The following is a 13,392-nucleotide window of genomic DNA, read 5'->3' as shown; positions in this document are numbered from 1 at the left end:
GCGTTTAAAAGACCTTTTTTAAATTGTTCAACATCCTTTCAGCCACTGTATGTGGCTGTTTTTATGGAGTGATGTATGTGTGAAGATCTAGACATCCAGTTACCAACGCAAAGCTTTGCAAGCACGACAGGGCAAATTAACTTAAACCAGTTGCCACAAGATTGGCTGGTTCTATACTTTTATCCCAAAGATTCAACCCCAGGTTGCACCACACAAGCTGTTGATTTTAGTTGTTTAAAAGATCAATTTGCGCAGCTTGGTTGCGAAGTGATTGGGGTATCGAGAGATTCAGTTAAAGCCCATCAAAACTTTACCACGAAACAAGACCTAACCATCTCCTTGATCAGCGATCCAGACCAACAACTCTGTGAACACTTTGATGTGATCAAAGAAAAAAATATGTATGGAAAAAAAGTCATGGGGGTAGAACGTTCTAGCTTTATTTTCCATCAAGCTAAATTGGTCAAATCTTATCGCAAAGTCAAAGCCGCAGGTCATGCTGCACAAGTACTTGCAGACCTAAAACAACTGCAAGCTGGTTAAAGTATCATACGCAGAAGCCTAAAAATGATAATGGATATAGCCCACTGCATGCACTGTGTTGAGGGCTATATCAACACTGGACTAGCAGCACGATTATAGCGTGCGTAGAGCACAAGCTCATCAGCATGATCCTGCACAAAGAAAGTTAAATCTACCCACAATTTAAGATATTTTTAGTGACATACGATATCTTAAATCGCAATCGACAAGTGAAATAATCCCCAAGCCAAGTACAGCAGTAAAAAAGCAATACAACAATCTAATACACGCCAAGCACGAATACTACGAAACACTGGTGCAATCGCTTGCGCAGCATAGCCCAAGCTAAAGAAAAACAAACATGAAGCGCTCATCGCGCCCAAGGCAAAATAAAGCTTATCACTTTGAATCTGTGCTGAGACGACCCCAATCAACACCACTGTATCTAAATACACATGTGGATTAAGCCAAGTTAATGCAGCACAAAATACCAAACTGCGCAGTAAGGATGTCTGTGAATCTGCTACACCACCCCAAGCATATTGCGCTTGATAAGCCTGATAAAGATGTTTTATTGCATAATAGACTAACAATGCAACACCTAAATACTGAGCAAGCCATAAAACCTGTGCATGTTGCACAATGAATTGCCCTAGCCCAAATACGCCCAAAGCAATTAAAATCGCATCTGAAATTGCGCAGAATAAACAAACCCAAAAAACGTGCTGTCTTTTTAAACCTTGCTGCAACACATAAGTATTTTGCGCCCCAATGGCAACGATCAAACTTAAGCTTAAAGCAAAACCTTTTATATAAAGTGAGAATGACATAGACACCCAAAAAACATTGTGTTGATCGCAGTATTATCTTGGTTTTTTGATTTAAATCCGTATGATCAAGAAAATATTAGCGATCTTAAGTTTTACTTAGGTTAAAAATGACATTACAGAATAAACAGTGCCAAGCATTTCTGGCAGTCTTACAATATGGAAGTTTTGAAGTTGCGGCCCAGAAACTCTGTATTAGTGCCTCTGCTGTCAGTCTACGTGTACAAAGTCTAGAAAAAAGCTTAGCGCAAATCCTCATACTACGTGAACGTCCCTGTCGTGCTACAGCCATTGGGCTAGAATTGGCACAACACTTACAACAAATGCAGCGCATTGAGGAAAGTTTTTTATATCAACTCGCCGCTAAGCAACAGCAGCAAAATTTTTATAGTGTTCGCATTGCCAGTCATGCAGATTCCTTAGCCACGTGGTTACTCCCTGCCTTAAGTCCCATATTAACGGCACAAAAACTACTTTTAGACATACAAATTAAGGATCAAACGCAAACACATCAACTTTTAGAAAGTGGGCAAGTCAATGCCTGTATCTCAACCGAAACTCAGGCAATGCAAGGTTGTGTAGCCGTAAAACTTGGCATTTTACGTTATCGTTTAGTGGCAAGCCCTGCATTTGCGCAAAAATGGTTTGCACACGGTGTCAAACGGCAAAGCTTACAAAGCGCACCAGCGATTATTTTTGATAGGCATGATCAAATGCATCGTGAATTATTGCAGCAACAATTTGGTTTATTTGCCAATAGCTATCCTTATCACCACATACCTTCTGCACACGAGTTTTTAAATAGCATTGTATATGGCTTCGGTTATGGGCTAGTGCCTGAGTTACAAATGCAAGATTATATCCAGCGTGGTGAATTGATTTATCTGGCAGAAGATTCTATACAACCCATTGACCTAGTACTGTATTGGCATCATTGGAAACAACAGGCACCAATTCTGCAAACTCTCAGCCAAGCCCTACAACAGCAAGCCCAAGCCTATTTACGACCAATAAAGCAAAAATAATACAACATGAACCATAAAGCACGGAGCAATGAAGCATAAATAAGCCCTTCACTGCTCAAATATAACCTTATAATTCGTGCTCTAATAATATCGAATAATCTTGTTGCTGAAATTTTTTCTGTAACGCTTGATAATAACGACTGTGTTTAAACTGCTTCAAGAAACTCACCGTTGCAGCTGGAAATTCTTGTTCAATAATCTTGCCCTGAAAATAAGCACGGCGCAAAGGTGTAGCCGAAATTGCCCCTCTTAAACTATCTAGTTCCACTAACTGCCAATCTGGAAATAGGCTTAAATAATAAGATGAATCATCTTTAAAATGCCCAATTAAACCAACTTTTAACATAGAGTGGCATGGTTGCACTGACAAAGCGCCTATACAATCCTGCACACGTTTTTTGAGTAAGTTGACCCACTTCACATCATTATAAACATCTTCGATATCAACAAAATGTAACCGCTGCTGTAAATCTTCTGGATAGCAAGCCAAAATCATGGCCTTACGTTCCGATGCTGAAAAAGGATTTTTAATTGATCGTTCAGCTTGAGCAGAACCCAAGGCGATAATCAACTCACGACCCTGTTGCAAAGCAATATTAATGGTCTGCATATGTGCCAAATGAAAAGGCTGGAAACGCCCGATATAAACTAGATAATCAAATGTATATGTCATCTTCAATTCAATTTTATGACTGTGTAAGTTACAACTTTTGCGTTGAACTCAGTCATAATGCCATCATATGTTGTTTAATTTAGAATTAGGATACTACGATGACGCTACAATGTATTCAACAGCCCCAACCACATTTAGATGCAAAAATTGAAGCCGGTGTACTTACTTTAGCGATTAATCGTCCCGATGCTAAAAATGCACTCTACTCTGAGCTTTATTTACAACTTGCTCAAGCATTGGATGAAGCAGATCAAAGTTCAGCGGTACGTGTCGTCATTCTACGTGGTGCTGATCAAGATTTCAGTGCTGGCAATGACATGCAAGATTTTATGAAATTTGTCAAAAGTCCAAGCCAGAACAAAGCAGGAGATGAACCCCCTTTTGTTTTATTAAAAGCTGCAGCACGTTTTAGCAAGCCCCTGATTATTGCAGTCAAAGGCGTGGCCATTGGTATCGGCGTCACATTATTATTGCACGCAGATTTGGTTTATAGTGATGACAGTGCAATTTTCCAAATGCCTTTTGTCAGTCTAGGTCTATCTCCTGAAGGAGGTGCAAGCCGTTTATTGATCCAACAAGCAGGTTATAAGCGTGCCGCAGAATTATTATTTACAGCACAAAAATTTAATAGTGAAAAAGCACTGCATGCAGGCTTAATTAATGCTGTCGTAGATGATGTTTATGCTTATGCTGAACAGCAAGCACAGCATTTAGCAGCCTTACCCCTTGCCTCTATTAAACAAAGTAAGGCTTTAATGAAACATAACTTGGATGAAATTTTAGCATTGGTAGATGCTGAAGCTGAAATCTTTATGCAACGGGTAAAATCACCAGAGTTATTAGAAGCCGTACAAGCCTTTATGCAAAAACGCCGTCCAGATTTTAGTCAGTTCAATTAACTTTAGTCAGTTCAATGAACAGTCCTTTGACAGCAACACTGCGCAGTGTTGCTGTCAATATGTGTTTTATTAGGACCGTATACAACACGTGCAAGTGAAAGCAATCTCTTTAGGTCAACGAGTTAATATCAAATAACTGTATAAACTCAAATGCCGGTTCTTCATAAGGATGACTTGCTTTTAAAGCCTCCAAAACTGCTAAAGCTGCCGCTTCAGGAACGATAGATTCTACGCGCCATTCAGCAACCTGTTGTAATTTTTTCTGTTCTCCAATATAGGGTTGACTCCCCAGCTCAGGTTTAAACTGTCCCATGCCGAGTACCTGCCAAGCACATTGACTATAAGCCCCCATTGCCCCAGCGCCGGCTGCAAAAATGGCTTGTTTGGTTTGTTCTAAGTGTGTCTCAGGTACAAAATAAATAATTTTTAACATAGTCTCGATGATTTAAAGTCAATATTATTACGCTTAAGGCATCATCTACTGTATCAGCTGCGCCAGCAAGATTTATCTGTTTAAACAAATAAAATGAGCTGTCGCAATAATGCAATACATAATACAATCCCCTGCACAAGCAGCACTAAGGCAAACCAAAACCAACCCTTATGCCATATTTGTTCTTTGTCATGATCGGAGCGTTCTCGCAATATTCTGCTCATTTTTATTCCCCTCTTACACATACTGCATCGCCTGCAAATTAATTTTATATATTTATTACTATCTTCTAGCCTCAAGACTAGTTTTTAACCACTATCGCAATGTTACATTAACGCAATAAAAAAAGTCCACACATTCGCAATATTTTGTATTTAATTTGTTAAACAATAAACTAAAATTATATAATAAATATCGTTTTCTTTGATATTTTTTAATATTAATTAATAATTTACAAAAACACCCCTGTAGGTGCAAGCAATTTTTATTCATTGTGAAAAAATGAACATATTGTAAGTTGATGTAAAAACTCGCCATAAAAATGGCGAGTTGAATGCATGAGAGCTTTAGCTTAATGGGGACAATTAATGATCATGTTTCAAATATTCTGGCTCAGCAGGAAGTTTCCAACTACAGAAAAAGCAAATAACCAACATGATAATCACATAGATAAAGAAGCTATTTTCTATGCCCGCGGCTTTAAACTGTAAAGCCACTGACGGTGCTGAACCACCAAACATAGCATTGGCAACGGCATAAGAAAAACCAACCCCTAAGGCACGTACATGTGGTGGAAACATTTCGGCTTTAATTAAACCGCTAATCGAAGTATAAAAGCTTAAAATCATCATCAAGAAAATCAGTAATACTGCAATCATGACAGGCTCTTGACTATAATGCCGCATACCGATCACCATGACTGGATAAATAAAGATTGCCATCGCACTACTAAAAATTAACATACTCATACGGCGCCCAATACGATCTGACAAGGCACCAAATAAAGGCTGAGCCAGCATAAAAATTAGCAAGGAGAAGGTCATAATAAACCCTGCTACTTTATTATCGATTTCAAGATGACTCATATAAGTCTTAGAATACACGGTAATAACATAAAAGCTTAGTGAACCTGCGGCAGTATAGCCGACCACCAAAAGAAAACTCGCCCAATGTTTCCGGAGCAATTCGATTAATGAGCCTGACTCTTTGCGTTCGCTATCTTCCTCAGATAAAGTTTCTTCCAAACGGCTTCGTGCCAATAAAGACAGAATTGCTGCAGCACCACCAATCACAAAAGGAATACGCCAGCCACCATCATACAGCTGTTGTTCGGTGAGGAAGAATAAAATAATCACGCTGAGCAAACTTGCTAATAGTTGACCACCAGATAAGGTCACATATTGAAAAGATGCAAAAAAGCCACGCTGACCTTTTAATCCCAATTCACTCATATAGGTTGCAACGGCGCCGTATTCTCCTCCGACGGATAAACCCTGTAGTAAACGCACCAATAATAAAAGTAATGGTGCAATTAAACCTGCCTGTTGATAGGTTGGTAAAGCAGCAAATAGAAAAGAGCTAAATGCCATTAAACAGATTGAGATAATCATCGATTTTTTTCGACCATGTTTATCTGCAATCCGACCAAAAATCCAACTGCCTAATGGACGCATAAAAAAGCTTGCTGCAAATACGCCCCAGACATAAATATCTTGTGTGGTTGAATTCATATCAGAAGGTGTCATTGCCTTGGTAAAATACATGGCAAACACAGCATAAATATAAAAATCGAACCACTCGACTAAATTACCAGATGCCGCTCCTATAATCCCTCGGATACGGCTTCTGCGTTCTTCTTTACTATAAACTTGGCTCATTTATATTTCCTTAAATGGTCATGCATAGGTTGATATCGCGTGTTGTTATATGAACTGGACATTCCTGTGATGTTCTATTGTTGAACATTATTCCAGCATCTATTGTCGTTTTAAGATGCTTTGCTATTTAACTATTTTATATCCGAGCGTACTGTAGTTAATTTTTTTCATCACAGCCACAAGTAGCCCAGAACCACAACATCAAGCTTTGGCAATTTAATTGATCAATAAATTATTATCAATAAAAAATTAACAATCAATAAAAGCAAATGCTGGCAAAAGCAGCAAGTGATGATTAAATTTAGATATAATAGGATTAAAAATGCGCAAAACCGATATATTGAGCAGCGCTATTGAGCTTATGCCGATCAGAAAAATAATGATTGTTTAAAATAATTAATCTTATGCAACTTTAAATATGTTAGATATTTCAGGATTTTTAAATAACATTTCGCACACAATTTATGCAACACATACTCAGTCCAATCAACAAAAAAAGCGGTTTTATCCAGAAGATAAAACCGCTTTGTAAACGTTGCTATACAGAAAGTTCCTTGCGCTATAACAACGTTAGAAACATTAAACTATTAAACTAATGTTATTAAGCGATAAACTTACGTGCATTACGGAACATTCTGAGCCAAGCACCATCTTCTTGCCAGCTATCTGGTTTCCAAGAATGTTGAACCGCTCGGAAATTACGCTCAGGATGCGGCATCATAATGGTGACACGACCATCGAGTGAGCTTAATCCTGCAATTGCCTGAGGTGAACCATTTGGATTCAATGGATAATGCTGTGTTGCTTGCCCCTGACTGTCGACATAACGTAATGCAACTTGCTGATTGGCATTCAAGCTCGCCAAATCTGCCTCCGTAGCAACAGCACGCCCTTCACCATGCGCGATGGCAATCGGTAAAATAGAGCCTTGCATATCTTGTAGTAATACAGAAGTCGACTGTTCTAAGCGTACATTGGCAACCCTTGCTTCAAATACTTCAGAGCGGTTGCGATGAAAACGCGGCCAAGCATCAGCACCAGGAATCAACGGTGCCAACTGTGACAACATTTGACAACCATTACACACCCCTAAGCTAAAGGTTTGATCATTTTGGAAGAATTGTTCAAATTGATCACGGAGTTTGTTGTTAAACAATACCGACTTAGCCCAACCACCGCCAGCACCCAATACATCCCCATAAGAGAAACCACCACAAGCAACTAAGCCTTGGAAATCTGCTAAATCGCTACGACCTGCCAATAAGTCACTCATATGCACATCAACGGTACTAAAACCAACTTTATCGAAAGCAGCGGCCATTTCGATATGACCATTGACCCCTTGCTCACGCAAGATCGCAACTTGTGGGCGACCATTGTTAATATAAGGTGCTTCAATCGGTTCATTGAGGTCAAAAGTTGCTTCAGCAATAATGCCACGATAATTTGCATCAGCAATCAAGCTAAACTCTTGATCTGCCGTTTCGCTATTATCTCGTAAACGTTGGATTTGATGCGACACTTCCGCCCAGGCCTGTTGTAAAGCAACACGGCTTAAAGTTAAACCATTAACTTGTAGCTCATCACGCTCAGTCACTACACCAACAGCGGTGATGGCCGTGCGCAATGGCGAAGCCTCTAATTCTGCTTGTAATGCGTCCCAATCTGCACGGCTAAGCTGTACGACAGCGCCAATTTCTTCGGCAAATAGGCTTGCTAAGCTTTGTGAATTGAGTTGCACCCCTAAACGTGAAGCAAACATCATTTCAGCAACTGCCGCAAGCAGACCGCCATCACCAATATCATGATAGGCTTGGATTAGACCACGGTTATTCCAGTCTTGCACCAAGTTAAACATGGCTTTGAAATCATCAAAACTATCTACATCTGGTGCGACCTGTCCAATGGCTTGATAGACCTGTGTTAGGATTGATGCACCGATGCGGTGTTGACCTTTGGATAAATCAATACGTACCAATACGCTATCAAAATCAGCTTTTAACTGTGGCGTCAAGGTCTTACGTACATCGACAACGGGTGCAAATGCGGTAATCACCACTGACATCGGTGAGGTGACGGCTTTGTCTTCAGCTTGATCTTGCCAAGTGGTCCGCATGGACAATGAGTCTTTCCCCACAGGAATAGCAATGCCTAAAGCTGGGCACATTTCCATACCAATGGCTTTAACACCTTCAAACAAGGCTTGGTCTTCACCATTTTGCCCTGCTGCTGCCATCCAGTTTGCCGAAAGTTTAATATCGCTGATCTGTTCGATATTGGCACACATGATATTGCTAATTGACTCGGCCACAGCCAAACGCGCTGACGCGGCTGGATTGAGCAATGCAACAGGTGGACGTTCACCCATCGCCATGGCCTCACCGGTATAACCTTGTAGACTGGTCGTGGTGACTGCGGCATCGGCAACAGGAACTTGCCAAGGACCTACCATTTGATCGCGTGCAACCATGCCGGTAATACTACGGTCACCGATGGTAATTAAGAATGATTTTGACGCAACAGTAGGATGCTTAAGCACACGGAAAATTGCATCTTCTAAGTCAACCTGTGCAAGATCGAAGTCATCACCTTGACGTTGAATACTGTCATAGCGACGGCTCATGCGCGGTGTGCCGCCCAACAAGACTTGCATAGGCATATCTACGGCATTGTTTTCAAACAATGGATCTTCTACACGTAATTGGCGTGCTTCTGTTGCTTCACCCAATACTGCAAATGGGCAACGTTCACGGGCACAAATTTCTTCAAATAAAGGCAAAGAACTTGGGCGAATAGCCAAGACATAACGTTCTTGTGCTTCATTCGACCAGATTTCCATCGGTGACATACCAGGTTCTAAAGATGGAATTTTACGTAAATTGAGTACGGCGCCCAACTCATGGTCATTGACCAGCTCAGGCATGGCATTGGAAATCCCCCCTGCGCCCACATCATGAATAGAAACCACAGGGTTTTCATCTTCATAACGCCAGCAGGTATCGATGACTTCTTGGCAACGACGCTCCATTTCTGGGTTTTCACGCTGTACTGAGGCAAAGTCTAGGTTCTCCCCCATGGTGCCGCTATCGACTGAAGAAGCTGCACCGCCACCTAAACCAATTAACATGGCAGGACCGCCCAATACGATCAGTAGGTCACCCGGTTGAATGGCATCTTTTTCTACATGGTCAGGACGAATATTGCCATAACCACCCGCTATCATAATCGGCTTATGGAAACCGCGTACTTCACCCTGCACCTTTTGCTCAAAAGTACGGAAATAACCAGTTAAAGCCGGACGACCAAATTCGTTATTAAACGCAGCGCCACCCAATGGACCTTCAATCATGATTTGCAAAGGCGATGCAATACGAGACGGTTTACCATAAGGTTGTTCCCAAGGCTGTTCAAAACCGGGGATATTGAGGTTAGATGTGGTAAACCCCGTTAAACCTGCTTTGGGCTTACCGCCACGTCCCGTTGCGCCTTCATCACGAATTTCACCACCTGAACCTGTTGCTGCACCCGCAAATGGCGCAATTGCAGTGGGGTGGTTATGGGTTTCCACCTTCATCAGTATATGCGCGGCTTGGCTTTTGTATTTATAAAGGTATTGCCCTGTTGTGGCATCTTTTTTCGGATAAAAGCGTTGCGTATCGAAGCCGACAATCACTGAAGCATTGTCTTTATAAGCAGACAAGACATCTGTTGGCGATTCTTTATAGGTATTTTTAATCATTTGGAATAAAGACAGCGGTTGTACTTCACCATCAATAGTCCATTCAGAGCCAAAAATTTTGTGCCGACAGTGTTCTGAGTTGGCTTGTGCAAACATCATCAACTCAATGTCATGCGGATTACGCCCCAACTGGGTAAAGGCATCGGTTAAATAATCAATTTCTTCATCGGAGAGTGCAAAACCAAATTCTTGATTGGCTTGCACCAGTGCTGCTGCGCCTTGCGTTAGAATATCCACAGTCGCCAAAGGCTTGGCTGCAGTTTCACTAAACAATACAGCAGCATCTGCCAAGTGTGCAAAAGTACTTTCTGTCATCCGATCATGCAATAACTGTTGTAATGCAGCATCGACTGAATTTATGCCCTTTAAAGTAAACAAAACACCGCGTTCTAGGCGGTGTACGGGCAAATTACAATTGGCAAAAATATCCGTTGCCTTGGATGACCACGGAGAGATGGTTCCAACCCGTGGTGTGACGATCAGTTGGACTTCATCAGCGGCCGCTTGGCGTAATGTATAATGCTGTCCGTCATTCAGCAACTGCTTGGCATGCTGTTGCTGTTGCTCGTCGAGCTCTTGGTCAAACAAATAAACCCACTGGCTGTCAAAAGACTGAACAGAACTCATTGCTGCTAAACGATTTAAGAGTTGAGTTTTCTTAAATGAAGAATGTGCTGGTGCACCGGCCACGATAAACATGTTGATTTTGGCTCCACGGGCAGGGCTTGTGAACCGTGCCGCAATGTGACTTGAAGAGAGCGCATATTCTACTGCGAAAGCGCCTGTTCAGCTAGTCATATCCGCAGGATAAAATCGAGTTTTCGGGCTAGATCTCCTATTTCTGTGTGATCCTGCACATTTTTTTACAATCCACGCTATTTGATCGGCAAAACAGCCATGGGCTTCAAACGCTGTAACTACAGACTGTAGCAATAGCACATGGAAAATTGCTTGGCACTAGTGCTTTGCGCAGATTTTTGGCATGATGCTGAAAAATACAGAGCGAAAAATGATAAATGACTCAAATGCGTTGGTTAGAACTCCTCTCAACGGTACGAATGGGGAGTAAAAAAGGTGCCACAGAACAAGCGCGCAGCCCCTTTCACAAAGATTATGACCGTATTATTTTCTCCCAAAGCTTTCGGCAGCTTAACCGTAAAACCCAAGTCCACCCGCTGACCCAACACGATGGTATTCACACACGACTGACCCATTCTCTAGAGGTCTCCTGTATTGGTCGTTCCTTGGGCATGCTGGCAGCAGAAAAAATTAGCCAACATTTGCCGATGTGGATCTCCGCTGCCGATGTCGGGGCGATTATTCAAGCGGCTTGCTTGGCACATGATATTGGCAATCCTCCCTTTGGCCATGCCGGTGAATATGCCATTCGTGAATGGTTTGATGATGCCTCACATACTGATTTCCTCAAAGACCTCAGCCCTGAACAAGAAGCCGATGTACGCCAATTCGAAGGCAATGCGCAAGGCTTACGCTTACTGACAAAAATTGATTATCACCCTCATGCAGGCGGAATGCGCCTTACCTATGCAACCTTAGGTGCTTATTTAAAGTATCCGTGGTTATCTAAAACCATTGCCTCACAAGGAAATACGCCAGCAAGTCAACGGGCAAAGTTTGGTTGCTATCAATCAGAAAAAGACGTTCTGCGTGACATTGCAGAGCAACTTGGTTTAATTCAATTGGGTGACTATCACTATTGCCGCCACCCCCTGACCTATTTACTCGAAGCCGCCGATGACATTTGTTATGCACTGATTGATCTTGAGGACGGGATTACCCTCAATATGCTCAGTTATGCCGAAGTGGAACCAGTTTTTTTAGATTTAATTGGTGAATATGCGCAACCAGAAGAACTGCATATGCCGCATAGTACTTGGCAACAAAAAATTGCGGCTTTACGTGGACGAGTCATGAAGCGTCTGGTTGAGGAAGTCAGCACAGCCTTTGCCAAACATCATTATGAAATTATGCATGGTCAGCTACAAGGTAGCCTCTTGCAATATTGTGCCCCCGATATTGAGATAGGCATCAATCGTGCCAAAAACCTAGCCCGCGATAAAATTTTTCAACATCCACAGAAGTCAGGCTTAGAAATCGTGGCGCATCAAAGTTTACAGCATTTACTCGATGCCTTTATTCCACTGACTACACCCAATAAAAACCTAAGTTTTAAAGAAACTCGACTCTTGACCACTATCCAACGCTTTGGCGCACAGTTCAGTGATGACCATTATGATAATATTATGCAAGTGCTAGATATCATTAGTAAATTATCTGACCATCAGGCTTATCAAATGGCGCAAGAACTGCAAGGCAATAAAGTCAGTATGTTATCTATTTGAGTTGAGCCTCAAACTGAAGTCTAAATCTTAAGCTTCAAACTGAAGCTTAAGATTGGCTCTAAAACCTCAGCGCCTAGATGAGTCGATGCATCATCTAGGCTTAAGATGCAGTCATGCGCATGCTTTCGCCCGCTAAAGCGGTCATACTTTAACGGCTTAAAACGTCGCATGCTTTGCGTTTCAAAGCACAGCGCTCTAATATGCATGCTGAAATCAATATAAAATCAATATATATGCTGAAACTATGCATGCTAAAACTAGGTATGCTTGCTGAGATAACGCGATCTTTCAACGCATTTCGCCATGCTTGATGCTCACAACGATTGATATTGACGAAGCTTTATATTGATGAAGCTTTATATTGAATAAACTGCTGGTCATTCTTATCTCACCGACTAGCAATGATTTAACTTAACAGTGGAACACACCATGATCGGATGTCTTATCGGTGAAGTACTGGCTTTAGAAGCCCCAACCGTCTTATTGAATGTTAACGGGGTCGGCTATGAAGTTGATACACCGCTCTCAACTTTTTGCCAATTGCAAAAAGCGCAAACAGTGACATTGTGGACACACATGGTGGTGCGTGAAGATGCGCAACAACTTTATGGTTTCCTCGATGCACAAGAAAAAAATATCTTTAAAACCTTATTAAAAGTCAATGGTGTCGGTCCTAAAATGGCATTGGGTATTCTCTCGACACTTAGCGTTGAGTTGCTGATACACAGTATTGAAACGGAAGACCTCAATAGCTTGGTCAAAGTCCCTGGTGTCGGCAAAAAAACTGCCGAACGCCTATTAATAGAATTAAGAGATCGCTTCAAAGCCATGAGCACAACCAGTGCCAATCCCAATAATCCTGGGCAAATTCAATTTAATGCGCATTCTGCTGTTGCCGAGGCTGAAGCTGCACTACAATCTCTAGGCTATAAACCTGCTGAAGCACAAAAAGCTGTCGCAGCATTTAAAAACGACTATCAAGAAGCCGCCGACTTAATTCGTGCCGCGCTTAAATCAATGATGAAGTAAAGACA

Annotated in this window: 10 protein-coding genes; 5 read left to right on the top strand and 5 right to left on the bottom strand. The window is 41.7% G+C overall.

Annotated elements, in window-relative coordinates; translation table 11 throughout:
- The first annotated feature begins 75 nt into the window (after window positions 1-75).
- Window positions 76-543: a peroxiredoxin gene (locus tag BFG52_RS04420; protein WP_067553066.1), complete on the top strand. Its 468-nt coding sequence runs from the start codon at window positions 76-78 to the stop codon at window positions 541-543.
- 191 nt (window positions 544-734) lie between these two features.
- Here BFG52_RS04420 and BFG52_RS04415 read toward each other — a convergent pair whose 3' ends face one another.
- A complete protein-coding gene (locus BFG52_RS04415; RefSeq protein ID WP_067553064.1) occupies window positions 735-1,352 on the bottom strand; it encodes a LysE/ArgO family amino acid transporter in 618 nt (205 codons plus the stop codon).
- A 107-nt stretch (window positions 1,353-1,459) separates the two neighbouring features.
- On the opposite strand from BFG52_RS04415, the gene BFG52_RS04410 reads away from it, so the two are divergent.
- On the top strand, window positions 1,460-2,374 hold the full coding sequence (locus BFG52_RS04410) for a LysR family transcriptional regulator ArgP (RefSeq protein ID WP_067553062.1): 915 nt from the start codon (window positions 1,460-1,462) through the stop codon (window positions 2,372-2,374).
- A gap of 67 nt (window positions 2,375-2,441) precedes the next feature.
- Here the strand turns inward: BFG52_RS04410 and BFG52_RS04405 are convergent, their stop codons facing one another.
- On the bottom strand, window positions 2,442-3,047 hold the full coding sequence (locus tag BFG52_RS04405) for a nicotinate-nicotinamide nucleotide adenylyltransferase (protein WP_067553060.1): 606 nt from the start codon (window positions 3,045-3,047) through the stop codon (window positions 2,442-2,444).
- A gap of 98 nt (window positions 3,048-3,145) precedes the next feature.
- Between BFG52_RS04405 and BFG52_RS04400 the strand changes: the two genes are divergently transcribed.
- Window positions 3,146-3,946: an enoyl-CoA hydratase gene (locus tag BFG52_RS04400; RefSeq protein WP_067553058.1), complete on the top strand. Its 801-nt coding sequence runs from the start codon at window positions 3,146-3,148 to the stop codon at window positions 3,944-3,946.
- 109 nt (window positions 3,947-4,055) lie between these two features.
- Here BFG52_RS04400 and BFG52_RS04395 read toward each other — a convergent pair whose 3' ends face one another.
- The 3 genes from BFG52_RS04395 to purL all read right to left on the bottom strand — a co-directional run bounded on the left by BFG52_RS04395 (window position 4,056) and on the right by purL (window position 10,694).
- On the bottom strand, window positions 4,056-4,379 hold the full coding sequence (locus BFG52_RS04395) for an NGG1p interacting factor NIF3 (protein ID WP_067553056.1): 324 nt from the start codon (window positions 4,377-4,379) through the stop codon (window positions 4,056-4,058).
- A 584-nt stretch (window positions 4,380-4,963) separates the two neighbouring features.
- Window positions 4,964-6,256 (bottom strand): MFS transporter, encoded by a 1,293-nt coding sequence (locus BFG52_RS04390; RefSeq protein ID WP_067553054.1) that lies wholly within the window; start codon window positions 6,254-6,256, stop codon window positions 4,964-4,966.
- A gap of 601 nt (window positions 6,257-6,857) precedes the next feature.
- Window positions 6,858-10,694, bottom strand: a complete 3,837-nt coding sequence (gene purL, locus BFG52_RS04385) for a phosphoribosylformylglycinamidine synthase (protein ID WP_067553052.1) — start codon at window positions 10,692-10,694, stop codon at window positions 6,858-6,860.
- 317 nt (window positions 10,695-11,011) lie between these two features.
- Between purL and BFG52_RS04380 the strand changes: the two genes are divergently transcribed.
- Window positions 11,012-12,358 carry a deoxyguanosinetriphosphate triphosphohydrolase gene (locus BFG52_RS04380; RefSeq protein WP_067553050.1) on the top strand — a complete coding sequence of 449 codons (1,347 nt, stop codon included), beginning with the start codon at window positions 11,012-11,014 and terminating at the stop codon, window positions 12,356-12,358.
- 429 nt (window positions 12,359-12,787) lie between these two features.
- Window positions 12,788-13,387, top strand: coding sequence for a Holliday junction branch migration protein RuvA (gene ruvA, locus BFG52_RS04375; RefSeq protein WP_067553048.1), 600 nt, complete (start codon window positions 12,788-12,790; stop codon window positions 13,385-13,387).
- The last annotated feature ends 5 nt before the right edge of the window (window positions 13,388-13,392 follow it).

Source organism: Acinetobacter larvae (assembly GCF_001704115.1).
Taxonomy (GTDB): Bacteria; Pseudomonadota; Gammaproteobacteria; order Pseudomonadales; family Moraxellaceae; genus Acinetobacter; species Acinetobacter larvae.
The sequence above is the reverse complement of the archived record's forward strand: the minus strand, read 5'-3'. Positions and strand labels throughout refer to the sequence as shown.

Excerpts from the sequence above, each read along its gene's own strand:
- BFG52_RS04420 (WP_067553066.1), top strand. The coding sequence starts at position 76 with ATGTGTGAAGATCTAGACATCCAGTTACCAACGCAAAGCTTTGCAAGC.
- BFG52_RS04415 (WP_067553064.1), bottom strand. The coding sequence starts at position 1,352 with ATGTCATTCTCACTTTATATAAAAGGTTTTGCTTTAAGCTTAAGTTTG.
- BFG52_RS04410 (WP_067553062.1), top strand. The coding sequence starts at position 1,460 with ATGACATTACAGAATAAACAGTGCCAAGCATTTCTGGCAGTCTTACAA.
- BFG52_RS04405 (WP_067553060.1), bottom strand. The coding sequence starts at position 3,047 with ATGACATATACATTTGATTATCTAGTTTATATCGGGCGTTTCCAGCCT.
- BFG52_RS04400 (WP_067553058.1), top strand. The coding sequence starts at position 3,146 with ATGACGCTACAATGTATTCAACAGCCCCAACCACATTTAGATGCAAAA.
- BFG52_RS04395 (WP_067553056.1), bottom strand. The coding sequence starts at position 4,379 with ATGTTAAAAATTATTTATTTTGTACCTGAGACACACTTAGAACAAACC.
- BFG52_RS04390 (WP_067553054.1), bottom strand. The coding sequence starts at position 6,256 with ATGAGCCAAGTTTATAGTAAAGAAGAACGCAGAAGCCGTATCCGAGGG.
- purL (WP_067553052.1), bottom strand. The coding sequence starts at position 10,694 with ATGTTTATCGTGGCCGGTGCACCAGCACATTCTTCATTTAAGAAAACT.
- BFG52_RS04380 (WP_067553050.1), top strand. The coding sequence starts at position 11,012 with ATGACTCAAATGCGTTGGTTAGAACTCCTCTCAACGGTACGAATGGGG.
- ruvA (WP_067553048.1), top strand. The coding sequence starts at position 12,788 with ATGATCGGATGTCTTATCGGTGAAGTACTGGCTTTAGAAGCCCCAACC.